This is a genomic window from Caproiciproducens lactatisolvens (genome assembly GCF_052443335.1).
Lineage (GTDB): Bacteria > Bacillota > Clostridia > Oscillospirales > Acutalibacteraceae > Caproiciproducens.
In genome coordinates this window covers 390,789-415,134 of the sequence record NZ_CP195750.1, presented here as the reverse complement: position 1 = coordinate 415,134, position 24,346 = coordinate 390,789, and the positions used below count along the sequence as shown (strand labels likewise).

General features: G+C 54.5%; 22 protein-coding genes. 8 read left to right on the top strand and 14 right to left on the bottom strand.

Annotated elements, in window-relative coordinates; translation table 11 throughout:
* Window positions 1–15: 15 nt before the first annotated feature.
* The 8 genes from ACRQV7_RS01995 (at window position 16) to ACRQV7_RS01960 (ending at window position 8,066) form a co-directional block, all read left to right on the top strand.
* Window positions 16–978 carry an N-acetylglucosamine kinase gene (locus ACRQV7_RS01995; protein WP_444659233.1) on the top strand — a complete coding sequence of 321 codons (963 nt, stop codon included), beginning with the start codon at window positions 16–18 and terminating at the stop codon, window positions 976–978.
* Between the two features lie 10 nt (window positions 979–988).
* The gene (locus tag ACRQV7_RS01990) at window positions 989–2,029 is read left to right on the top strand and encodes an SIS domain-containing protein (RefSeq protein ID WP_444659232.1); all 1,041 of its coding nucleotides are present in this window, start codon (window positions 989–991) and stop codon (window positions 2,027–2,029) included.
* Between the two features lie 17 nt (window positions 2,030–2,046).
* Window positions 2,047–2,892, top strand: a complete 846-nt coding sequence (locus tag ACRQV7_RS01985) for a class II fructose-bisphosphate aldolase (RefSeq protein WP_444659231.1) — start codon at window positions 2,047–2,049, stop codon at window positions 2,890–2,892.
* Window positions 2,893–3,192: 300 nt separating this feature from the next.
* Complete coding sequence (locus tag ACRQV7_RS01980; protein WP_444659230.1) at window positions 3,193–4,299, top strand: PfkB family carbohydrate kinase; 1,107 nt, start codon at window positions 3,193–3,195, stop codon at window positions 4,297–4,299.
* The gene (locus tag ACRQV7_RS01975) at window positions 4,280–5,197 is read left to right on the top strand and encodes a pseudouridine-5'-phosphate glycosidase (RefSeq protein WP_444659229.1); all 918 of its coding nucleotides are present in this window, start codon (window positions 4,280–4,282) and stop codon (window positions 5,195–5,197) included. Before ACRQV7_RS01980 ends, ACRQV7_RS01975 begins: the two co-directional genes overlap by 20 nt.
* 230 nt (window positions 5,198–5,427) lie before the next feature.
* The gene (locus tag ACRQV7_RS01970) at window positions 5,428–6,159 is read left to right on the top strand and encodes a flavodoxin family protein (protein ID WP_444659228.1); all 732 of its coding nucleotides are present in this window, start codon (window positions 5,428–5,430) and stop codon (window positions 6,157–6,159) included.
* 54 nt (window positions 6,160–6,213) lie between these two features.
* Window positions 6,214–6,651, top strand: a complete 438-nt coding sequence (locus ACRQV7_RS01965; protein WP_444660190.1) for a GtrA family protein — start codon at window positions 6,214–6,216, stop codon at window positions 6,649–6,651.
* Window positions 6,652–6,695: 44 nt separating this feature from the next.
* Entirely contained in the window at window positions 6,696–8,066 is a 1,371-nt protein-coding gene (locus ACRQV7_RS01960; protein ID WP_444660188.1) for a glycine--tRNA ligase, read from the top strand.
* Window positions 8,067–8,267: 201 nt separating this feature from the next.
* Here ACRQV7_RS01960 and rpiB read toward each other — a convergent pair whose 3' ends face one another.
* The 14 genes from rpiB to ACRQV7_RS01890 form a co-directional block, all read right to left on the bottom strand.
* Window positions 8,268–8,735, bottom strand: a complete 468-nt coding sequence (gene rpiB / locus ACRQV7_RS01955) for a ribose 5-phosphate isomerase B (RefSeq protein ID WP_444659227.1) — start codon at window positions 8,733–8,735, stop codon at window positions 8,268–8,270.
* A gap of 115 nt (window positions 8,736–8,850) precedes the next feature.
* Complete coding sequence (alsK, locus tag ACRQV7_RS01950; protein ID WP_444659226.1) at window positions 8,851–9,783, bottom strand: allose kinase; 933 nt, start codon at window positions 9,781–9,783, stop codon at window positions 8,851–8,853.
* A 15-nt stretch (window positions 9,784–9,798) separates the two neighbouring features.
* Entirely contained in the window at window positions 9,799–10,482 is a 684-nt protein-coding gene (gene alsE / locus ACRQV7_RS01945) for a D-allulose 6-phosphate 3-epimerase (protein ID WP_444659225.1), read from the bottom strand.
* 46 nt (window positions 10,483–10,528) lie between these two features.
* The gene (alsC, locus tag ACRQV7_RS01940) at window positions 10,529–11,503 is read right to left on the bottom strand and encodes a D-allose ABC transporter permease (protein ID WP_096832451.1); all 975 of its coding nucleotides are present in this window, start codon (window positions 11,501–11,503) and stop codon (window positions 10,529–10,531) included.
* 17 nt (window positions 11,504–11,520) lie between these two features.
* On the bottom strand, window positions 11,521–13,047 hold the full coding sequence (locus ACRQV7_RS01935) for a sugar ABC transporter ATP-binding protein (protein ID WP_444659224.1): 1,527 nt from the start codon (window positions 13,045–13,047) through the stop codon (window positions 11,521–11,523).
* Between the two features lie 180 nt (window positions 13,048–13,227).
* Entirely contained in the window at window positions 13,228–14,259 is a 1,032-nt protein-coding gene (gene alsB, locus ACRQV7_RS01930) for a D-allose transporter substrate-binding protein (protein ID WP_444659223.1), read from the bottom strand.
* Between the two features lie 329 nt (window positions 14,260–14,588).
* Window positions 14,589–15,677 carry a LacI family DNA-binding transcriptional regulator gene (locus tag ACRQV7_RS01925; RefSeq protein WP_444659222.1) on the bottom strand — a complete coding sequence of 363 codons (1,089 nt, stop codon included), beginning with the start codon at window positions 15,675–15,677 and terminating at the stop codon, window positions 14,589–14,591.
* Window positions 15,678–15,968: 291 nt separating this feature from the next.
* Entirely contained in the window at window positions 15,969–16,982 is a 1,014-nt protein-coding gene (locus ACRQV7_RS01920; RefSeq protein WP_444659221.1) for a DUF4349 domain-containing protein, read from the bottom strand.
* Between the two features lie 134 nt (window positions 16,983–17,116).
* The gene (locus tag ACRQV7_RS01915; RefSeq protein WP_444659220.1) at window positions 17,117–18,598 is read right to left on the bottom strand and encodes a DUF3298 domain-containing protein; all 1,482 of its coding nucleotides are present in this window, start codon (window positions 18,596–18,598) and stop codon (window positions 17,117–17,119) included.
* Between the two features lie 159 nt (window positions 18,599–18,757).
* The gene (ymfI, locus tag ACRQV7_RS01910) at window positions 18,758–19,480 is read right to left on the bottom strand and encodes an elongation factor P 5-aminopentanone reductase (protein WP_444659219.1); all 723 of its coding nucleotides are present in this window, start codon (window positions 19,478–19,480) and stop codon (window positions 18,758–18,760) included.
* Window positions 19,477–19,851, bottom strand: a complete 375-nt coding sequence (locus ACRQV7_RS01905; protein ID WP_444659218.1) for an MmcQ/YjbR family DNA-binding protein — start codon at window positions 19,849–19,851, stop codon at window positions 19,477–19,479. Before ACRQV7_RS01905 ends, ymfI begins: the two co-directional genes overlap by 4 nt.
* 29 nt (window positions 19,852–19,880) lie before the next feature.
* Window positions 19,881–20,603 (bottom strand): 16S rRNA (uracil(1498)-N(3))-methyltransferase, encoded by a 723-nt coding sequence (locus ACRQV7_RS01900; RefSeq protein ID WP_444659217.1) that lies wholly within the window; start codon window positions 20,601–20,603, stop codon window positions 19,881–19,883.
* A 131-nt stretch (window positions 20,604–20,734) separates the two neighbouring features.
* A complete protein-coding gene (locus ACRQV7_RS01895) occupies window positions 20,735–22,180 on the bottom strand; it encodes an NCS2 family permease (protein WP_444659216.1) in 1,446 nt (481 codons plus the stop codon).
* A gap of 306 nt (window positions 22,181–22,486) precedes the next feature.
* Entirely contained in the window at window positions 22,487–24,250 is a 1,764-nt protein-coding gene (locus ACRQV7_RS01890) for a phosphoenolpyruvate carboxykinase (GTP) (RefSeq protein WP_444659215.1), read from the bottom strand.
* Window positions 24,251–24,346 lie beyond the last annotated feature (96 nt).

Sequence of the window (24,346 nt, the reverse complement as noted above, 5' to 3'; positions counted from 1 at the left end):
AAAGAGGGTGCATTCATGAAATATTATATCGGCGTCGACGGCGGCGGAACCAAAACCGCGTTTTCCCTCTGCAGCGGGGACGGTGAACCGATCGCGGAGCATCTTACCGCCGGTTCCTCCTACCTGATGTATGGAATCGATCTTGTTGTGGAAAGGATAAAGACAGGCGTGGAACAATGCCTTCAGAAGGGAAACGTTTCGCTCGGCGACGTGGCGGCCATCAGCATGGGGCTGCCGTGTGTGGGGGAAAACGCCGTGATGGACCCGCAGCTGAAGGAACGGATTTGCGCGTGCTTCCCCGGCGTGCAGATCTACGTGACAAACGACGTGGAGGTCGGCTGGGCCGGTTCGCTCGCGTGTGAAGAGGGGATCAACGTCGTGGCGGGAACGGGCTCCATCGCGTTCGGCGAGGACGGCAGCGGAAAAACCGCGCGTTCCGGCGGATGGGCGGAGTTTTTCTCCGACGAGGGCTCCTGCTACTGGACCGGAAGAAAAACGCTGGAGCTTTTCTCCAAGGAAGCCGACCACCGGCTGCCCAGAGGGCCGCTGTACGATATTATCCGCGAAGAATTCCGCCTGTCCGACGATTTCGAGCTGATCGACCTGATGGTAAAAGAGTATTTTCCGTACCGGGAAAAGGTGGCCAGCCTGCAGATTCTTCTGGAAAAGGCGGCCGTCAGGGGCGACCCGCAGGCAATCGAAGCCTACCGCGCCGCCGCCGCGGAGCTGGGACTGATTGTCAGGGGCGTGGTGAACCAGCTGCATTTTGAACCCGGGTTCCCCATTTCCTACTCCGGCGGGCTGTTCAAGGCCGGAGACCTGATTCTAAAGCCTTTCGGGGAGCAGATTCACGCGCTCGGCGGCCGGCTGGTCAAACCGCAGCTTTCCCCGGTCACGGGAGCGGTGCTCCTGTGCTTCTTCAAGTTCAACCCGGCGGATTTTCCGTCGGTTGCCCAAAAAATAAAAAACAGACAGTGAGGTAAAAAAGATGTATTTAACAGAACAGGAAATCATGGCGACCAAGGACGCCCTTGATAAAACCTATGCGCAGGTACTCAGGCAGGAAGACGAAATCCGGAATTTCTTCCGTGAAAACGCGCAGCGCAAATTCGTATTTCTCGGCTGCGGCTCCAGCTACATGCTGTCCAAGAGCAACGAGCGCCTGTTTGTGACCCGTCCGGACACCTCCGCCGTCGCGCTTGCGGGCGGCGATTACCTTGTCAATCCCGACACCTACCTTCACACCATCGAAAACAGCATCGTGCTGGTCCTGTCCCGCTCCGGCACGACCACGGAGATCGTCCGTGCGGTCGAGCACATGAAAAAGGCCGCCAATGTCAAAATCGTATCGATCACCATGAAGGAAAAGAGCGCCCTTGAGGAGCTTTCCGACTTGACCGTCGTGCTTCCGTGGGCTTACGACAACAGCGTCTGCCAGACCCGTTCCGTCACCAACCTGTATACCGCCAGCCTGCTGATCAACGCGATCTGCTACGGCGACGGGGAACTGAAAGCCGCCGTCAAAACCGCGATCGACCAGAACAAAGACCATATGGAGAAATACCGCGCCGAGCTGGAAACCATTGGAAAGAAGGATTTCACCGACGTGATCGTCCTTGCCGACGGCGTGCTCTGCGGCCTTGCGGAGGAAGGCGCGCTCGCCTTTACCGAAATCGCGCTCATCAGCGGAAAATACTTCAATATGCTCGACTACCGTCACGGCCCCAAGGTGCTCAACGGTCCCAAAACCCTCACCATTTTTGCCGTACAGCCCAACGAAAGCGCCTATCAGCGCGACATGATCGACGACGTGAAAAAGCACAACGGAACCGTGGTCACCTTCGGTTCCGAACAGGCCAACGTTTACGGCTCCGACCTTCATATCTCCGTCAGCGGCATCAGCCGCTTTGAAGCATACGGCATTCCGTTCATCTACACCATGCAGATGATCGCCCTGACCAAGGCCCTTGCCGCCGGAGGAAACCCCGACGCACCGACCGGGCTGAACGCTTATATCACACTGAAATAACAGGAGGCAAGCGAATTATGCTGGTAACTACCAAAAAAATGCTCAACGACGCCAGAGACGGCGGATACGCGGTGGGCGCTTTCAACGCGGAAAACGCCGAAATGGTCTGGGCCATTGTCAACGCCGCGGAAGAACTGAAAGCCCCCGTCATCATTCAGACGACATCCTCGACCTTAAAATATTTTCCGCCCGCCTATTTCGCACAGCTGGCGAAGGCGGCCGCCGAGTCCGTCAGCGTGCCGGTGGCCATTCATCTCGACCACGGCGCGAGCTTTGAGCTGGCGAAGGAATGCATTGACAGCGGCTACACCTCCGTCATGATCGACGGCTCCGCCCTTCCCTACGAGGAAAATGTCCGCGTCACACAGAAGGTGCGCGATTACGCGGATAATTTCGGCATTCCCGTCGAATCCGAGCTGGGAAAAATCGGCGGCAAGGAAGACGACACCGAGAGCGACGAGGACCAGTACACCGACCCCCGCCAGGCTGCGGACTTCGTGAACCGCACCGGGATTTCCTCTCTGGCCGTCGCCATCGGAACCGCTCACGGCATCTACGCCAAAAAGCCGGTGCTCGACTTCAACCGCGCCACCCTGATCCGGAAAGTGGTCTCCATCCCGCTGGTCATGCACGGCGCTTCCGGCCTTTCCGACGACGCGCTGCGCGAAGGCGTGGAAAAGGGCATGTCCAAGATCAACTTCGCCACCGAGCTGCGCATCGCGTTTACCGACGCGGTCAAAGCGCACATGGCGGAGCACCCGAACGACTTTGACCCGAAAAAATACATGGGCCCCGCCCGCCTTGCCGTAAAGGAACTGGTAAAAGCAAAAATCCGGGTCTGCGGCAGCGCAGGAAAAGCATAATCCCCTGCCTCCCTCAAAGAGGGAGCCACGTCCTTCCGCGAAATTGCGGGGCAAGTGATACTCCCGAATCATAATTTCCCGTCACAGTGAAAAACTATGGCGGGAAATTTTTTTGTTGCAAACGAAGAAGAACCGTGATATTATAATCATGTGCTTATTATATAAACAATTGATTATATAATTTTTACAGTATCCTTACAGCAATTCCATTTCAGTTTGCGAGACAACACAACCTTATTTCAAAATCAACTGGAAATGCTATAACCTATGATAAGACGGCTGTAAAAAGGAGGGGACCTTTTGACAAACAGGGAACAGGAAATCATTGAACTGATCCGGAAAAATCCGATGATTACGCAGAACGAGCTGTCGGAAAAGCTTTCCATTACGCGTTCTTCCGTCGCGGTACACATCACCAACCTGATGAAGAAGGGCGTGATCAAAGGGAAATGCTATCTTTTAGACGACGAGCCGTATGTCTGTGTCGTCGGCGGGGCAAATATCGACATTCAGGGCTTCCCCGGCGAACAGCTGGTCATGAACGACTCCAATCCCGGCAGCGTGAAGATTTCGCACGGGGGCGTCGGCAGGAATATTGCCGAGAACATCAGCAGGCTGGGAATCGCCGCCCGGCTGATCACCGCGGTCGGCAACGACGATTACGGCCGGGGGCTGCTGGAAGCCGCCGGGAGCTGCGGAATGGATATGAAGCATTCGCTGATATCGGACGAATCCCCCACTTCCATTTACCTTTCCATTCTCGACGAGGAAGGCGACATGAAGGTCGCGATCGCCCAGATGCACGTGCTGGAAAAGATCACCCCCGAATTTATTGAAAACCGCAGGCAGCTGATCAAGCGTGCGCGGCTTTGTGTGATTGACACGAACCTGCCGGAAAAGACCCTCGTTTTCCTGACACAGGAGTTCCCGGAAATGGACTTCTACCTGGACACGGTTTCCACCGCGAAAGCGGTCAAGGTGAAAAACATTCTGGGCCGCCTGCACACGATCAAGCCGAACCGGTTGGAATCGGAAAAGCTCACCGGAATCAAAATCACGGACGAGGGCAGCCTGCGCCGGTCGGGAGAATTCTTTCTGAAACAGGGCGTCAGGCACGCGGTGATTTCGCTCGGCGGCAGGGGGACCTATTACCGCGATGAAAAAAACGAATTCATTCTGGAAACGGAAAAGGCGAAGGTGGTGAACGCGACCGGCGCGGGGGACGCGTTTATGGCCGGGCTGGTTTACGGCAGCCTGAACAAAATGAGTCCGGAGGAAACCATCCGCTTCTCGGCGGCGGCTTCCAAGCTCGCGCTTCGCCATGAAAACACGATCAACCCGGATATGTCCGTCAAAAATATTCAAAAGCTTATGGAGGAAACGTACCATGTTAAAAGACTATCTTGAAATCAATCCCGGCGTACAGAAGGCTCTGGATGCCGGAAAGCCCATCGTCGCTCTGGAATCCACCATCATTTCCCACGGCATGCCCTACCCGCAGAATGTGGAAACGGCGCGCAATGTGGAAAAAATCGTCCGTGAGCACGGCGCGGAGCCTGCCACCATCGCGATCATCGGCGGAAAGATCAAAATCGGCCTGACCGACGGCGAGCTGGAACACTTGGGCACGGCGAAAAACGTCATCAAGACCAGCAGAAGGGATATCCCCTTCGTCATTGCCAAAAAGGCGGACGGCGCCGCCACGGTGGCGACCACCATGATTCTGGCGGCGCTGGCGGGCATCAGGGTCTTTGTCACCGGCGGCATCGGCGGCGTACACCGCGGCGCACCGGAAACCTTCGACATTTCCGCCGACCTTGAGGAGCTTGCAAGGACCAACGTCGCGGTCGTCTGCGCGGGCGCAAAGTCCATTCTCGACCTGAAGCTGACGCTGGAATATCTGGAAACCCGCGGCGTGCCCGTTGTCGGCTTCGGTACGGAGGAGCTGCCCGCCTTCTACACCAGAAAGAGCGGATTCAAGGTAGACTACCGCGTCGACTCCGAAAAGGAGCTGGCACAGGCGGTCAAGGTCAAATGGGAAATGGGCATCAACGGCGGTCTGGTGATCGCGAACCCGATTCCCGAGCAGTACCAGATGGACAAAGCGGTGATCGACAAGGCAATCGACGAGGCTTTGGCGGATGCCGCGCGCGAAGGCGTCAAGGGCAAGGAAACCACCCCTTACCTGCTCGCCAAAATCAAGGAAATCACCGGCGGCGACAGCCTGGATTCCAATATCCAGCTAATTTACAACAACGCCGTCGTCGGCGCGAACCTCGCGGTGGAGCTCGCGAAGCTGCAGTAATTCATTCCTTTGTCAGGCGCGGCTTTATCGACAGCCTGCAGGCCCCCTGCGGAATCCTGTGTTCCGCAGGGGGTTTTTCCGCCTGTTTTTTCCATGGATAATCTTTCCGCCCCGGCGGGGATTTGTTTACGCAATTTGCCTTGACAGCCCGCTTTCCGCCCGTTATAGTGGATATCACAGAGATTGAAACTCCGGTACCACCGGCCTGAAAGCCGCAAAGGAGACTTCTTATGAAAATCACAGTCATACACGGCAGCCCCAGAAAAGGCAACAGCTACACGGCGACGCAGAAATTTTTACAGGCAATGAGGGAGCATGGAGAAATCGACGTGCGGGAATTTTTTTTGCCGAAGGATCTGCCCGACTTCTGCAAGGGCTGCTACAACTGCTTTCTGAGGGATGAACTGACCTGTCCGCACGCCGGATACGTGCAGCCGATCCTTCAGGCGATGCTGGAAGCCGACGGTCTGGTTTTCAATTCGCCCGTCTACGTGCTCTCCCTGAGCGGCGCCATGAAGTCCTTTCTCGACCATTTCGGCTTTCTCTTCCTGCCGCACCGTCCCCGTCCGGAGATGTTCCATAAGAAGGCGTTTATTCTGTCCACGACCGCGGGCGCCGGAACGCGTTCCGCGATGGGCGTGATCGCAAAAAGCCTGAAATACTGGGGCGTTAACCGGGTATATCAAAGGGGCTTTGCCATGTACAGCCTGAGCTGGGACGAAATGCCGGCGAAAAGGCGGAAAAAATTTGAAAACCGGCTTCAAGCGGACGCGGCCGGATTCTACAGGGCCGTCGCCGGAAAAAAGGACGGACCGCCCTATCTGCAGACCCGGTTGATGTATTTTATCAGCAAACAGCTGCAGAAGGACCGCGAGGGCAACCAGCTGGACAAACGCTACTGGAAGGAACACGGATGGCTGGACGGCGCCTCCCCGTTTCATTTCGATAAACCGGCCGATTAGTACTTGAAAGCCGTGCCGTTCAATGGTAAACTATAGGAATACTCAGTAATGGCGGTGATACCTTTGGACAAGCTGAAAAAGCTGTGGCGCTTTCTGACAACGCCGGAAATGATCTCCTACCTTATTTTCGGTGTTCTTACCACAGCCGTCAACGTAGTGAGCTACGGCCTTCTGCGCCCGGTCATTCATTGGAACGCGCAGTGGGATGTGCTGACGGCAAACACGATCGCCTGGGTCCTTTCCGTGGCTTTTGCGTTTATTACCAACAAGCTCTTTGTATTCCGCAGCAAAAGCTTCGCGGCAAAGCTGTTCTGGAGGGAGCTTTCCACCTTCGTAGGCGCCCGCCTTCTGTCGCTCGGCGTGGATTCGCTGGGGATGCTGCTCATGGTGAACGTGCTGGCCTGGAACGACTGGCTGGCAAAGATCATTATGAACGTCATCGTGGTGATCATGAATTATGTGCTGAGCAAGATGATTATCTTTAAAAAATAATGGAGCGCAGCCAGCGCCCCTGATTATGGAGGAAGTTAAACATGTTGGCAACTGAAAAAACAATGGACAAAATTGTCGCTCTGTGCAAAAACCGGGGGTTTGTTTACTCCGGCAGCGAAATCTACGGTGGCCTGTCGAACACCTGGGACTACGGCCCGCTGGGCGTTGAGTTCAAGAACAACGTCAAACGCGCGTGGCTGAAAAAATTCGTGCAGGAAAGCCGGTACAACGTAGGGCTGGACACCGCGATCCTGATGAATCCGCAGGTCTGGGTGGCTTCCGGCCATGTGGGCGGCTTTTCCGATCCGCTGATGGACTGCCGCGACTGCAAAACCCGCCACCGCGCGGACAAACTGATTGAGGACGCCGGTGGCGACCCCAATGGCATGACCTTTGACCAGATGAGCGACTATATCAAAAACAACAATATCAAATGCCCGGAATGCGGCTCTTCCAATTTCACCGACATCCGCAAGTTCAACCTGATGTTCAAAACCTTTCAGGGGGTAACGGAGGACGCCAAAAACGAAATCTTCCTCCGGCCGGAAACCGCGCAGGGCATTTTTGTCAACTTTGCCAACATTCAGCGCACCACCCGCCGCAAAGTACCCTTCGGTGTCGCACAGATCGGCAAAAGCTTCCGCAACGAGATCACGCCGGGCAACTTTACGTTCCGCACGCGTGAATTCGAGCAGATGGAGCTTGAATTCTTCTGCAAGCCGGACACCGACCTCGACTGGTTCTACTACTGGAAAGATTACTGCAAAAAATGGCTGCTCAATCTGGGCATGACGGAAGGAAACATGCGCCTGCGCGACCATGAGCAGGAGGAGCTGTCCTTCTACTCCAAGGCGACCACCGACATTGAATACCTGTTCCCGTTCGGCTGGGGCGAGCTCTGGGGCATTGCCGACCGCACCAATTACGACCTGACGCAGCACCAGAACCATTCCGGCAAGAGTCTTGAGTACTTTGACCCCGAGACAAACGAGCGGTATGTCCCGTACGTTGTCGAGCCTTCCCTCGGCGCCGACCGCGTTGCGCTCGCCTTCCTGTGCGACGCCTACGACGAGGAAAAGCTGGATGAAAAGGACACCAGAGTCGTCATGCGGCTGCACCCCGCGCTGGCTCCCTATAAGGCCGCCATTCTTCCGCTTTCCAAGAAGCTGAACGAAAAAGCGCAGGAAATCAGCGCAGACCTTTGTAAGCACTTCATGGTGGACTACGACGACGCCGGTTCCATCGGCAAGCGTTACCGCCGCCAGGACGAAATCGGCACCCCGTTCTGCATCACCTATGACTTCGACAGCGAAACGGACGGCTGCGTGACTGTGCGCGACCGCGACACCATGCAGCAGGAGCGCATCGCCATTTCCGAGCTGGTAAACTATATCAGCAGAAAAATTGAATTCTAAATAATAGACAAAGCCTCCTCTAAGCCGGAGTCAAAGAATGATTTACAGCCACTAAACTCGAATAAAAAAATATTCAAAACAACAGGCACCCGTAATATTAAAGAATAAGCGACAGAGAACCGTCCCTTCCGAATGGGAAAACGGTTTTCTGCCGCTGTTTGTTTCTATGGACCGTTCCGTACCCCGCGTTTAGGTTATCGCCTATTTTTCCTTCGCGGCCGCTAAAGAACCGGTATTTTCAATCTCTGATATCATGTCAATGCGAATCTGATGACGGCCGCCCTCATATTTCGCGGCGAGCCATTCGTCCACAATCATTTTCGCCGTTTCAATACCGATCACACGGGCGCCGAATGCGATGATATTGGAATTGTTGTGCTGCTTGGAAAGCCTTGCCGAATACGGTTCGCTGCAGACGCAGGCACGGATTCCCTTCACCTTATTCGCTGCAAGCGAAATGCCGACACCGGTACCGCAGATCAGAACACCGCCATCCACTTCACCGGATGCCACCAGTTTTCCCACCTTATACCCGCTGATCGGATAATGGAAACGGTCGGTGCTGTCTGTTCCGACATCGATCACTTCCATTCCCTTTTGCTCCAGATAAGCTTTGATCTCTTTTTTCATTTCCACAGCTACATGGTCGTTACCAATTGCCAATTTCATATCGATTCTTTCCTTTCCACCACCACAGTTTAGTTCCCACAAAAAGAAAACCTGTATTTTCCAGCGCAGCCTGCCAAACGAACCCCTGTTCCTGAAAGGGCACACTGCCGACCGCTTACAGGTAACTGGATTCCGCCAGCCGCCTGCGCGCATAAATTGCAGCGCCCACCGTCCCGTTCTCCTGGTTAGGGCGGGAATAGCGCAGGTCAAGCGTCCGTTCGGGATACGGCTTGCGGGTATAGCGGTGTACTGCCTGAAAGAGAGCCTTCTCTGGGAAACCGTCCATCTGAAGAAGTCCTCCCCCCAGAATCATGCAGTCCGGGTCAAAAAGATTCACTTCCGCAGCCACCGTTTGCCCCATACCTTCCACGAATGTGCGCAGTTCGGGGGTATCGGCGTGCTGCTGAAACAAGAACGGAATCGGCGTCCGGGGAAAACTTTCAGATTGAATCCGTTCCAGCGCAATACCGGAAACCACCGTTTCCAGACAGCTTATGTTGCCGCACATACACTGGCGGGTATTGCCGTATACGGGCATATGCCCAAGCTCGGCGGCGGCCCCATTGTGGCCCAGCAGAATTTTTCCATCCACCATAATCGCATTTCCGATACCGGTTCCAAAGTAAATCGCCGCTACGCATTCCCGTGCCTCCACACCGAGGTCTTCCAGATCGAACAGCAGCAGATTGTTAACATCGCGGTTGATAAAAACCGGAATCCCAAGCTCTTTTTCGAGCTCTCCTACAACGTGAAAATTATCCGGAATACAGGGAATATTCGGTGTCTGCACCACAACGGTACGTGCGCGGTTTATGGTGGAGGGAAACCCGATCGACACAGCCTGCGGCATTTTTCCGCCGGCATTTCTCTCACAGTAGCCGCGGATGAACCGCCCCAGCCTCTCCGCGGGATCGCATCCGTCCGGAAATGCGTCCCGCGTGCTGATCCGCTTGAATTCCTCCATCCTGTTTTCCGGATCCACAAGGCCAAAGCGCATGTTTGTCCCGCCAATATCAATGCCTAAAATATAACTTTTGTCTACATTCACTCTCAGCTCCCCCGTTCACAGCCGGACGCCGGTTTCTTCCTCAAATTGCGCCTTCATCTTGGAGAAGGCAGTCTGCAGGTTATCGTCCAGACTGAACAGCCCGGACGATCCCAGGATAAACACATCGGTACCCGCCCGATAAAGGCGCCCAAAGGTCTTTCGGTTGCAGGACCCGTCGACCATAATTTTATAATGCCATCCGTTCTCTTCGCGCAGACGCTTGGCTTCTTCGATCTTGCCGACCATCTCGGTAATAAAGGGCTGCCCGGCGAACCCCACGTCCACCGTCATCAGTGTCAGCACATCCACACGGTCGAGATAATGTTTACAGTACTGGAGCGGCGTTGCCGGATTCAGGGTAATCCCCACCTTGCACCCAACGTCGCAAATGTGATTCAGGGTACGGAAGCAGTCGGTGTTGATCGTCTCCGCATGGGGGCTGATCAGCGCGGCCCCCGCTTCGGCGCAGAGGTCAATCCAGTCGTTTGGGTCCGTGGTCATCAGGTGTACGTCCATCGGTTTCTTTGCCACCTGACCGCAGACACGAATAAAATCCGGGCTGAGTGTTATGTTTTTGCAGTAATGACCGTCCATAATGTCGATGTGATAGCCATCCGTAAACTGGTCAAGGATCTCGATCTGGTGACGAATATCCAAAAGGTCCATACACATCAGACTGACAGAAAATTCAGGTTTCATAAGTATTTCCTCCGGCATAATGAAATAAGATGCAGGTATTGCGGGGTCAGCTCTTGCGGCTGGCACCGAAGAAACGGTCCAGTGTAACCGCTATGATCAGCAGGCACCCCATGGCAAGCTGCTGGTAGTAGCTTGAAACACCAACCATGTTCAGGCCGTTGTTGATAACGCCGATAATCAAACCGCCGACTACCACCTTGGGAATCTCGCCGACGCCCCCGAAAAACGACGCGCCGCCGATGATGACCGCTTCGATCGCATAAGTTTCGTACCCGGTCCCGGCATTGGGTTCCGCCGCAGCCAGACGCGCAATGTTCACCATGCCGGCGAGCGATGCGCACAGACCGGAAATTGCAAACGCAATAATCGTGTGCTTTTTGACGGTGATACCGGCGTACCAGGCGGATTGCGGATTCCCTCCCAGCGCATAAAGATTGCGGCCGCACTGGGTTTTTCTGGTGAAGATCGCCAGAATAACCGCAGTGACCAGCGCATCGATAATCGGCACAGGAACCATGCCAAACAGCTTTCCACCCGCTATTCTTGAGAAAGATGCCGGCAGCCCGGAAACAGCGCGGGCATCGGTCACGATGTACACCAGGCTGCGCAGAATCGCCTGAGTGCCGAGCGTGATGATAAACGGAGGCAGTCCGGTCGCAGTGACCAGCACGCCGTTGGCGATGCCCATCGCCAGGCCAAACACCACAACGCCCAGCAGGACCGCCACAACCGGCTGCATACCGGCGTTCACCATCAGCTGCGCGGTCAGCGCGCCGGAAAGAGCCATAATCGAGCTGACGCTCAGGTCAATGCCGCCCAGCAGGATGGCAAAGAACTCGCCGAGACCAAGCAGGATGGTGATAGAACTCTGCTCCATAATTTTGACGAGGTTGCCGCCCGTAAGGAAACTGGCCGGCTGCAAAGCGCCGAAGACGAAAATCATCGCCGCAAGGATCGTGACCGTGCTGTATTTATCCCAATAGTCCCCGAAGGTAAACTTTTTCTTTTCGATCTCTTTCATCTGGTTTTCCTCCACAATCATGCAATTTCGCCGGTGGCGGCTTTGGCAAGTTTTTCTTCTGTCGCGGACGTAACATCGTACTCCGCGGTGATCCTTCCCTCCGCCATAACGATGATCCGATCACATAATCCCAGCAGCTCCGGCATTTCACTGGAAACCACGATAACCCCGACGCCCTGATCCGCCAAACCACGCATCAGCTTGTAAATCTCACTTTTGGTTCCGACGTCGATGCCCTTGGTCGGCTCGTCAAAGATAAGCAGCTTTACCCCGGCCGCCATCCATTTCCCGAGAATCACCTTCTGCTGGTTTCCTCCCGAAAGCTGAGAGGTCAGCTGCTGAAGTGACGCACACTTGATCTGAATGTCGGCACGCTGCCGTTCGGCAATCTTTTTCTCTCCGGCTTCATTTGTTAATCCCCATATTCCATCAAGCAGAGAATGCTTCAGCTGATATGCGATTGCAATGTTGCGCTGGTTGCTGAAATTGGGGAAAAACCCTGTTTCACGGCGGTTTTCCGTCAGCATCCCGATCCCGTTCCGCAGTGCCTCGTAGGGGTTCCTGATCCGCAGGCGCCTGCCTTCCAGCCAAATCTCACCGGAGGTTTTTGGAGCCGCTCCATAAATGGCGCACATTGTTTCGCTGCGCCCCGCGCCCACAAGGCCCGAAAAACCCAGAATCTCCCCACGGTGCAGCTGAAATGTAATTTCCCTGGCACGGTTATCTTTTCGTGTCAGATTCCTGCATTCAAACAGGACATCACCAAACTGATAATGCTCCTCGGGAGGATGCTGATAGGTACCTTTGATTTCGCGTCCCACCATCATCCGGATCATATCGTCAGTGGTCAGCTCCGCGACCGGAAAGGTCCCCATCTGGCTACCGTCCTTCATGATGGTGATCCGGTCACCGATTTCCGCGATTTCGGACAGCTTGTGCGAGATAAAGACCACGCCCCGGCCCTCGGACTTCAGCTGACGGATAATAGTAAACAGTTTTTTGACTTCATCCTCGGTCAATGAGGAAGTCGGTTCGTCCATTACGATAATCTTTGCGTCGAAAGCGATCGCTTTCGCGATTTCCACCATCTGCTTTTCGCTGATGCTCAGGTCACCCACGCTGGTGGTCGGTTTCCGCGAGCCAAGGTTCACCCGCTCCAGCAGTTCCGCGGTACGGGCGTTAATCTGTGCGTAATCCACCACGGAAATGCCTCCTGCTTTTTTGGACGGCAGGCGTCCCATGAAAATATTTTCACGGATATCGAGCCAGCTTACGGCGCTGAGATCCTGATAAATGATGCTGATGCCATATTCGGCAGACAGGCGCGGCGTGAGTTTCTGATATTCCTGGTCGCCGATCACGATGGTGCCTTCATCCGGGGTATAGGCACCGCTGAGGATTTTCATCAGCGTAGACTTACCGGCTCCATTCTCGCCGAGAAGCACATGCACTTCGCCGGGCCGAACATCAAAATTGATATTGTTCAGAGCCACGACGCCCGGAAAACGTTTGGTAATGTTTTTCATCTGGATAATCGGTTCCATCGCGTTCTCCCCTTTTGTTTTTCAGATTTCCGGTTTCTGTTCAGACATTGTCAGCCGGGCAGACACCCCGCTGTACCTGCGGCGCAGTGTCTGCCGCTCGCAATGTCTGAAACGCCGCCGTCCGTCGCAGCTGCGTGCGCGGGCGGCGGCAGTCGGATATTGTCGGATATTTCCGTGGGCTTACTTGGAAAGATGCTCAGACGCGTTGTCCTTGGTAATCAGGATCGCATCGATGCCAAAGGTCGGCACATCGGCTCCCGGTTTAAGCTCAGCGTTCTTCTGTACGGCTTCCATCATCAGGTTAAGACCTTTTGCGCCGATCGCGGCGGAGTCCTGCGCTACGGTCGCTGTCAGTTTTCCGTCCGCGACAGACTGGATGGCGTCGTTGTTGCCGTCCGTACCGCAGACCTTGATGTCCTTACCGGAAGCGGTGACCGCCTCCTGCACGCCCATAGCCATGGTATCGTTGCAGCAGTAGATGGCTTTCAGGTCCGGATGCGCGGTAATATAGTTTGTAGCGACATCATAAGCCTTGGTGCGGTCCCAGTCCGCCGGCTGGCTTTCGACAATCTTCAGATTCGCGGCTTCAAAAGCTTCCTTGGCGCCGTCACGGCGGTTCTCGCCGGAAATCGCGCCCGCCTTGCCTTCCACAATGGCGACCTCACCTTTCCCGCCGATCTGCTTGATTAAGTACTCGGCGCCTATTTTGCCGACGCCCTTGTTATCCGTGGCGACATAGGCGTAGCACGCACCGCCCAGCTGACTGAGAGCGTCCAAGTTGATTTTTTCGTCGATGTCCACGATTTTGATACCCTTCTTCGTGGCATCCGCAATCGCGTTATTCAGGTTCACGTCAGAAATCGGTGCCACACCTATGGCCTTGTAGTTTTTGGAAATCGCGTTTTCAAGCAATGTGACCTGGCCCTCCACGTCATCCTCGGTATTCGCCGCATAAATGTCTACCTTTACGTTCTGCTTTTTCGCTTCGGCTTCAATACCATCGCGCATGGTCTGCCAGAACTGGCTGGAGAGCACCTTCAGCACCACGGCATACTGGTCTGCGCCGCTTGCAGTCGAACCGACACTGTCTGTCGGCTGGGAAGCCGCGCCGTTCGAACCGGAAGACGAAGCGCCGGCGGACCCGCAGGCAGCCATGCTCAGGGTCAGTGCAGCGATCAGCAAACATGCAACAAGAGTTTTCAGCTTTTTCATTACAGTTCCTCCTAAATTCTTTGAAATTTCGGGATACCTTTCAGGGAAAGTTGAGTAATCGTTTTCCCTTAAGCATGATTATTGTACTATTTGCCCAATACATTGTCAATAGTGTAAATTTAATTTCATCACAATTATGAGTAAACGATTGCTCAACTTGTGCAAAATTACCTGTTTTGAAAGGTCTTTACTCTGCTATCGAAATTTACCGCTTGCAACCGGCGCGGTAACAATCCTTTCTGAGCCATGGCAAACAAAGGAGCGGTCTCCGAATAAATCGGAGGCCGCTTTCTGCGGTAATCTTACAGCCAAATAAAGCCTGACCGCAATCAATTAAAGTACTCGGTCGATTCCTGACCGGCAGTCCCTTTCTGCTCAGGAACGGTTTCATGCAACGGTGTAGGCGTTAACCCCATCCCCCCGGGACGGGTGGAATCACGCACGGTCACAGAAACCGGAAGCCGATAGTAAACGGATCCGGGACGTTCCCCACGGATCATTTTGAGCAGAAGTTCCGTCGCAAGCCGCGCCATCTCGTCAACGTTCTGCCGGACGCTGGTCAACCCAGGGCCGCACACGACCGCCAGCTGGCAGTCGTCAAAGCCCGTTACCAGCACGTCGTGCGGAACTTGAAGCCCACGTTCCCTCAGCGCGATCACTACGCCCGCTGCCACGGTGTCAGTTGTACACATCAGACCGTCAAATACGGACTTCGCATCGAGCAGCTCGAGAGTGGCTTTGCGCGCAGCCGCAATGGAAACCTCGTTAAGGTTTACACAGAGCGCTTCCTCCTCGGTAATCCCTTTTTCCATCAACGCCTGACAAAAGCCTTCATACCGGGCGGCTTGATTGGTATCATTGGAAAGACATTTCAGGATGACAACCTTGCGGCAGCCTGCATTCAGAAGTTCCCGGGTGGCAAGATACCCCCCCATCACGTTATCGGATTCTATCATCACGCCGCTGTTGCCCCCGCTCCGGGAGGGACGGTCCAAATATACCACTGGCAGCGCACCGAGTTCAGCGTAGTTGCGCGTACTTGAGATCATTACAATACCGCTGACATTCTGGGCAGTAAGCGATTGAACATGCTTTTTCTCCAAGTCCGCATTTTCATTTGTATTGCAGATCAGGCAGGAATACCCTCGGCGAAACAGATTCATTTCCAATTTGAGCACGATACTCGAAAAATGCGGGTTTGTAATATCCGGCACCATAATGCCGATCACGCGCGTGCGGTTTGTACGCAGGCCTTTAGCAGTCATATTGGGTACATAATCGTTCTGCGCGATAATGCTGCGGACACGTGCCTCTGTTTCCTGGGAAAAGCGTCCATTCTGATTAATCACACGGGAAACCGTTGCTGTCGAAACCCCTGCCAGCTCCGCAATTTCCTTAATACTTTTCGCTTTTTTCACTTTATTTCCTCCGAAAAATTCGCGCATACCCCTCTGCAGCCTCTGTAATTTTCTGGAGCGGCGCCACACAATCTTATACAAGTATATTGATTTTTGACCAGTTTTGCAAGCCACAAAGCATATTGCAGACCAAAATTTCCGAATCTGAAATAATTCAGTCTGATATGTTCCTTGCTTTCTTGCGGTTTGTAACCCGCAGTATGGGCGGAAAGCATAGTGAATTCTGTACCATACATACAAAAGCGGGCCGTTTCCCCAAGCTGGGAAACGGCCCGCTTTCGGCTATACGAACTATTTATCTCCGGAACTCTCTTCTTTCTGTTCCTGTGTAAACGTTGCTTCGGCCTTTTTCGCCGCCTTCCCAGACCTTCTTCTCCTTTTGCGCAGGACAAGCACCACCGCCGCAGCGATCACCGCCAGAAGCAGGATCACGGGCGCGCCGCCGAGCACAAAGACCAGCAGCCCTTCGCCGAACCCGCCGAGCGCGCGCAGGGAATCCCTGAACTGCCTTGAAATTTTTTCGCCGAGGGTCACCGGCGTCTTTTCAAGCTCCGTGGGCTTCACGACCTCATTGAGCTGAATGGAAACGGTGCTGTAGTTAATCAGGGAATCGTACTGGCGCAAAGTGCCGGTATACTGCTCGATCTGGTAATTGACGTCCGCAAGCGCCTTTTCCAACGCGATGATATCGGTCAGGGAACCGGATTTCTGCAGCAGGGCCATCAGCCTTTCCTGCTGGGTACGCAGGCTTTTCAGCCTTGCTTCGGTATCATAATAGCTTTCGCTGATATTTTCGCTCGAGCTGGTCAGATTCAGGATGCTCCCGATGGAGCCCGCGCTGCTTTTGAACTGGCTGAGCTTTTCCTGTGGAATCCGCAGGACAAAGCTCGCGGAGCGCAGGTCCTGCTTCTCTATCCCGCTGCCCGTGACGCTGGAATCCTGCACATAGCCGTTCAGCTCCGTGCAGAGGCTCTGGACCTTCCGGACGGAATCGTCGAATTTCAGTGTTTCTATCTGATACGACAGGCGCTCTATGATCTTCTGGCTGGAAGAAGCGGCCGCGATTTCGCCCGCGGTCGGATTACTGCCCGCCGTACTCGCGGTACCGTTCGCGGCCACCGATTTCTGCTGTCCGCCGTCGATTCCCGCCGCTTCGTTCGCTGCCCGCGCGTCCTGCATGGCGACGGATTGCTGTTCCGTCGCGGGCGCTGCGGCGGAGCCCCTCCCCTGTGAAGCGCAGCCGCCAAGGATGTACGCCGTCATCAGCAATGCGGCGGAAAGCGCCAAAAATCCCCTGTTTCTCATCGTTTTCCCTCCCTGTATCCAATCTTATAGCATTTCCGGTTGATTCTGCAACAAGTTTGCGTTTCTCCCCCGCCTCCGGCGGGGGAGAAACGTGTTTTGTCCCACAAGTTGAAATGGAATTGCTGTTAATCAAATTACGGTACGTACTGCTCCCGCAGCGCGATGATTTTTCCGTCGCTTACGGTGTATTCATAGGGAAAGCTCAGAGCGCCGTCCTCAGCAAGACGCTTCCCCAGTCCCGCGGCGTCTGTCTGTACGTCGGATTCCGCCACGTTTTGCGCATTCCACTGAATGAGACTGATTTTCGCGTTTTCAGAGAGCTTTATTTTCTCCGTTTCCACGGTAGGATTGTAAATGTAATAACCGTCCGGGAAATCACCGTCGAGTTTCAACTCCTGAATCCGGGTCTTATCTTCACTGGTGATCCATTCGATCGGGTCCAGAGCAACAGTTTCGGTTTTTTCATCGTAGCTTTTGATATAGCACATCCTTTTCTTCCACGAAACCTCGGAAGAGGTGCCGCCCGGAGCGCTGTTCAGATAAATCTCGCTTCCGACGCTGTCCATGCTGCTGCTCATCAGCTTTTTTTCTTCCTCACTTTGCGCGGTCTGGGTGAAAATCCAGAGCGTTTTTCCGTCATAAAAGACGAAGCCGGGAATCGGGCCGTTTTCCCCCAGCGTATTGAATGTTTCGACCGGCATATACGCCACGCCGTCGATCATAGTCGGTTTCACGCTTTTCCCGTCCACCTTGTAACCCGCGTCCGTCTTTTCCACAGTATGATTCAGCGTGTCGGCGGTTTCTTCCAGCGGCAAAAGCACGCCGCCGTCGTTCACAACGACCGGATTCTGAAACTCCATATCCATCCCGTTGTGCCGTACGTTCAACCGGTCAGGGTTATTGCCCATGCGGAATTTCAGGTCGAGGTCATCCAGCGAAAAGCGGAACTCCGGCATTCCTCCCGCGTAAGGCATCAGCTCATACAGGTCAAAATAGACGACAAGATCCTGCCCGTCCAGATAATAAGAATACGCGCCATGCTTTTCCTCCACCGTTTTTGCCGCTTCGGAAAAATAAAGATCGGGACGCTCTTTAATATCCTTGAGGATCTTATCCGTAATTTGTTTGGTTCCCGCTTCGGGGTCCTTAAACAGCGCGCCGGGCGTATCGTAGGATTCCCCGGTCTGAATATTCACATTGAAAGACTTCACCCACCGGTAGCCGTGTGCGCCGCCCGTGTAATTCTCATTCATGACCCACACGGAAAGGATATCATTATCCCAAAAGAGATCGTAACAGCTCTGGAAAAAAAGATTCCCCTTCGCCGCCGAATTGCCAAGCTCCTTTTCCGCCCGCTTTACCTCGGCAAGTCCGTTATCGGAAATCTCCCTGATCTTTTCGTTCAGCTCCTGCGCCGCGGAAAAGCCGACGAATGTCGGAACCGCAGTCTGAATCCGCACCCCGTCTTCTTTGGCGTTGACCACATTGCTGCCTTGTGAAAAACCGTTTACCCTGCTGGAATTTGTCTCTGCTTCCGCTTTCCCGGCGCAGCCCGCCTGCAAAAGGACGCAAACCGCCAGCAGCAGAAGCGCCGCGCGCTTTGCCCGGTAGATCATCCCGATTCCCCTTTTCATACTTCTCTATTGTCAACGATATGAAATTCTTTATCACTTTCATTATAGTATCATGGAAAATCATGGAATGTCTATATTTCTGACAGCTTTGTAACGGTTATGAAAAAATTGTATTGGTGCAGCCGGCGGCCCGTATTTCTTTCAGATAATCATTCCGCCGTTGACACCCAGTACCTGACCGGTGATAAAGCGCGAATTTTCCCCCGCAAGGAAGCTGACGGCGGCGGCAATATCCTCCGCCGCGCCAAGCATGCCGAGCGGGGTCTCCTCTTTCAGCCCGCAAAGGGTGCTTTCGTCAAGCTGCGCGTTCATTTCGGTCGCTATGACGCCCGGCGCCACGCAGTTGACCTGGATTCCCGACGGGCCGACTTCCTTCGCCAGCGCTTTGGTCAGCCCGATCACCGCCGCCTTTGCCGCGGAATAATGCACCTCGCAGGAAGCGCCGACCTGTCCCCACATGGAGGAGATATTGATGATTTTTCCCTGCTTGCGGTGAATCATATACGGAAGCGCGCACTGGCAGCAGTGGAAAATCCCCTTGACGTCCACGTCGAACATTCTGTCCCAGTCCTGTTCTGTAAGGTCCGTAAAGAGCTTCTGCTGCGCGATGCCCGCATTGTTGACCAGCACATCCACGCCGCCGGCCAAAGCAAACATCTTTTCCACCTGCGCCCTGTCGGAAACATCGGCCTGTACCGCGGCGCAGCCGGGAAAATCCCGCGCGCTCAGCTCGTCCAGAAGGGATTCCGCTTCCCCTTTGGAAGTATGATAATTGATGACGACACGAAAGCCGTCCCCGGCAAGGCGGAGGGCGGCCGCCCTTCCGATTCCGCGGGAGGACCCGGTAATCAAAGCTGTTTTCATTTTTCCCGATTCCCTTCTTCCAGTTCCCGGCGCACTTTTCCGCTCAGAGAGGCGAATACAACCGCATACGCGTTGTCCAGCATTTCCCTGACCGTTTCGTTCGGAACAGCTCCCTCCAGATACAGGGAGTTCCAGTGCTCTTTATTCATATAATAGCCCGGCACAATGTCGGAATACCGGGAACGCAGCAAAGCGCCCAGCGCAGGTTCCAGCTTGATGGTAATAATGGGGCGGCCTTCCTTGTCCCCTCCCTGCATGGCAAACATTTTCTCCCCCACGCGGTAGCGCACAGCGTCCCATTCCGGTTTATAGTCTTTCACTACGCCTTTCTTAGCAAGGCAGTACCCGTCGGTCCAGTCATATTGACCCAAGATGCATTCTCCTCTCTTACATTGTCCGGCTACATATTCCCCGTAGCGAGCATAATCGCCGAAAGTGCCGCAATAGGGGCGGTTTCCGTGCGGAGGATCCGCGTGCCGAGCGTGCCGACAGCCGCGCCGTTTTCCACCGCGAAGTCGACCTCCGACTGTTCAAAGCCGCCCTCCGGCCCGATAAAGATCGCCAGCTCCCGGGTCTCGCCGTTTGCCAGCTTTGAGATGCTCTGCCCGCCGCCCTCAAAGAAGAGAATGATCTCCCCGGCTTGGGCCGCCTGTTTCACCGCCTGACGGAAATCCGTAAGCGGGGCGACCTGCGGGATGATTCCCCTGCCGCTCTGCTTGGCCGCTTCCTGTGCGATCTTCTGCCAGCGGATAATTTTTTTGGCCGCCGTTTTTTCGTCCGGCCTTGAGACACAGCGGGCGGTTATGACGGGCACAATCCCCACCGTGCCCGTTTCCACCGATTTCTGCACAATGCTGTCCATCTTATCCGCCTTGGGCAGTCCCTGGTACACCGTAACACGGACGCCCGGCTCCGCCACGCTTTTGCAGAAATTCAGGACGCGCACAACGATCCGGTCGTCCGCCACGCTCTCGATTCTGCCGTTGTAGTCCGTTCCGATGCTGTCGCAGAGAATCAGGCTTTCGCCGGACTGCATACGCAGGGACCGCGCAATGTGGCGGGCGTCCTCCCCGGCGATCACCACCTGCTCCTCAGGAACGTAGTTGATAAAAAATCTGGGCATAATCCACCTCAGGTTTCAATAATAAAATACAAACTTCCTGCGGCTATTATACCACAGGAAACCGCAGGAATAAAGAAAAAAGGCCCCGCACGGTACCGTGCGGGGCCTCTATGAGAAATAGGATGAACAAATCAGGAAATAACCGCCAGAATCGCAAAGTTCAGAACGAACAGGCCGGTGGCAACCCAGAGAATCGGGTGAATCTCTTTGGCTTTGCCGCGGAAAATTTTGATCAGGCAGTAGAAAATGAAGCCTGCCGCGATCCCGTAGGAAATGCTGTAGCAGAACGCCATGAAAATACCGGCGAAGAAAGCGGGAATCGCCTCTTCCAGGCTGGTCCACTCAATCTCCTTGAAGGCGCTGAGCATCATAATACCGACGACGATCAGGGCGGGTGCCGTAGCGGCGGAAGGAACCGCGCTGATCAGCGGAGCGAAAAACGCGCTGATGATAAACATGACCGCGGTCACGACGCTGGTCAGGCCGGTGCGGCCGCCCGCGCCGATGCCCGCCGCGCTTTCCACATAGGTCGTGGTGTTGGAGGTACCGAAGATCGCGCCGATGGAGGTCGCCGTTGCGTCCGCGAACAGGGCCTTATCCATCTTGGACTTAAAGCCGTTGCTGGTTTCCAGCGCCAGCTGATCTTCTGCGGTGAAGATGCCGGTCTTGCGGCCGGTGCCGATAAAGGTACCGATGGTGTCGAAGGTATCGGAAAGGCTGAAGGCGAAAATGGTCATCAATACGAGCGGGATTTTCGCCGGGTCGGCAAAGAGCGAAACCATACCGGGGTTGCCGAAAGCGGCGCCGAAGGTTTCCGGCAGCTGGGAACAGGCTTCCCCAAAGCCCATGCTCTGGCCGACGGTGGTGATCCCCATCGGGATACCGATAATCGTGGTTGCCGCGATGCTGATCAAAATAGCTCCCTTGACGTTTTTGACCAGAAGAACGACGGTCAGCGCAAGTCCGAACAGTGCGAGCAGCACGACGGGTGCGTTCAGCTTTACAATGGCCGGGACCGCGGCGCTGGAGGCGATGACTGTTTTGCTGTCCAGAAGGACATAAGTACCCGGGTCGGAGGTGAACTGGATCAGGCCCGCGTTTTTAATGCCGATGTAGGCGATGAAAATGCCGATACCACCGCCGATGGCATTCTGAAGGCTTTCCGGAATGGATTTGATGATGAGCTTGCGGATTTTGGTTACCGTAATGAAAATGTTGACAAGGCCGCAGATGAAGACCATTGCGAGCGCTTCCTGCCATTTGAACTGTAAGCCAAAGCATACGGTAAACACAAAGAAGGCGTTAAGCCCCATGCCCGGAGCCTGCGCGTACGGAACATTTGCGAACAGGCCCATAATAAGAGTGCCGATTACGGAAGCAATGATGGTCGCAAGGAATACGGCGCCCCACTTCATGCCTGTCTGGGACAGCATGGTCGGGTTCACGATGATGATGTACGCCATTGCGAAGAAAGTGGTCAGACCTGCTCCGACTTCTGTACGGACATTCGTATGATTGCCCTTTAAATTAAAGAAGTCTCCCTTCGGATGGTATGCTGTTTCTGAACTGCCTGCCATAATTTTTCCTCCTGATAAATAAAAGTGCCCGACAAAGCGTTGCCGGGTAATCAACATGATTTATTTATAGTATAGAGCTTTCGGCAGGATATGACAATGTGATATTTACACAAACTTTTTGAATTAGAAACAATTTATTCATACTTTTTGAGACAATTTCGTCTTCAAAATGCAAAAAAGCGGGTTTCAGTGCCAAATTTATAGTGCTCTATCCCAAAAGATGCATGAAACCGCTTTCAAGTTGCAAAAGGCATAAAACAAGCGGCGGCTTTCCAACAAAGCCGCCGCTGAAAATCAATATGGTAATTATTTCAGGTTGCTCTTCAGAGTATCGAGCTGACCGCGAAGCTCCTTCGGAAGCTTATCGCCGAACTTCTTGTAGAATTCCTCAATGCCCTCGGCCTCTTTGACCCACTGATCGTTCTTGACCTCAAGAATGCTCTTCAGGGTGTCTACGCTGAAGTCAAGGCCTTCCAGGTTGATGTCCTCCGCCTTCGGAACAAAGCCGATCGGGGTCTTAACGGCGTCGGCCTTCCCGTCGCAGCGATTGATGATCCACTCCAGCACGCGGAGGTTGTCGCCGAAGCCCGGCCAAATGAAGTGGCCTTCTTCGTCGAGGCGGAACCAGTTGACGTTGAAAATCTTCGGAGCCTTATCACCGAGCTTTTCGCCCATTTCGATCCAGTGCTTGAAGTAGTCGCCCATATGGTAGCCGCAGAAGGGCAGCATCGCCATCGGGTCGCGGCGGACTACGCCGACTGCGCCGGTCGCGGCGGCGGTTGTTTCAGAAGCCATGATGGAGCCGACGAAAACGCCGTTGTTCCAGTCGCGGGACTGATAGACCAGCGGAGTGGTCTGTGCGCGGCGGCCGCCGAAGATGATGGCGGAAATCGGAACGCCGGCGCCCTTGTCAAACTCGGGGCTGACGCAGGGACAGTTCTTTGCGGGAGCGGTGAAGCGGCTGTTCGGATGAGCACCCTTCTGGTCGGAAGTAGTGCCGTCCCAGGGCTCGCCTTTCCAGTTGACCGCGTTCTTCGGGGGATTCTTGTCCAGGCCCTCCCACCAGACGGTGTTGTCGTCTAAATTCTGAGCAACATTGGTGAAGATGGTGCCGGACTTTGTGGAAGCAAGCGCGTTCGGGTTTGACTTTGCGTTTGTGCCGGGAGCAACGCCGAAGAATCCGTTTTCAGGATTGATCGCGTACAGCCTGCCGTCCGGGCCCTGGCGCATCCAGGCGATATCGTCGCCGACCGTCCAGACCTTGTAGCCCTTCTTGCGGTAGCCTTCCGGCGGAATCAGCATCGCCAGGTTGGTCTTGCCGCAGGCGGACGGGAACGCGGCGGCGACATATTTGATTTCGCCCTTCGGGTTTTCAATGCCGAGAATCAGCATATGCTCCGCCATCCAGCCCTCGGTCTTGCCAAGGTAGGAAGCGATGCGCAGCGCAAAGCATTTTTTGCCCAGCAAAACATTTCCGCCGTAGCCGGAGTTGACGGAGATAATGGTGTTGTCCTCCGGGAAGTGGCAGATGTATCTCTTTTCCGCGTCGATGCTGCACTTGCAGTGCAGGCCCTTTACCCAGTCGGTGCTGTCGCCCAGCGTATCCCAGACCTTCTGGCCCACACGGGTCATAATCGCCATATTTAATACAACATAAATGGAATCTGTGAGCTCTACGCCGATTTTTGCAAGCGGCGAGCCGATCGGGCCCATGGAATAGGGAATCACGTACATGGTGCGGCCCCTGTAGCTGCCCCTTGCGATGTCGTAAAGCATTTTATAGGTTTCCTGAGGATCCTTCCAGTGATTGGTCGGGCCTGCGTCCTCTTCTTTGCGGGAGCAGATAAAGGTCCTGTCCTCAACGCGGGCAACGTCGTTTACCGCGGTGCGGTGCAGGTAGCAGCCAGGGAGTTTTTCCTGATTCAGCTTGATAAGCTCCCCCGAAGCACAGGCTTCGGCGCGCAATGCCTCAAGCTGAGCCTCTGACCCGTCAATCCAGACTAATTTATCCGGACCAACAAGCGCTTTCATTTCCTCGATCCAGTTCAAAACAGACTTGTTGCTTGTCATGACTCATTTCTCCTTCCGGTCCAATGACCTTCCAAAATTGATGATATTAGATCCCATTATAATACATTGCGGCGTTTTAATCAATCTTGAAATATT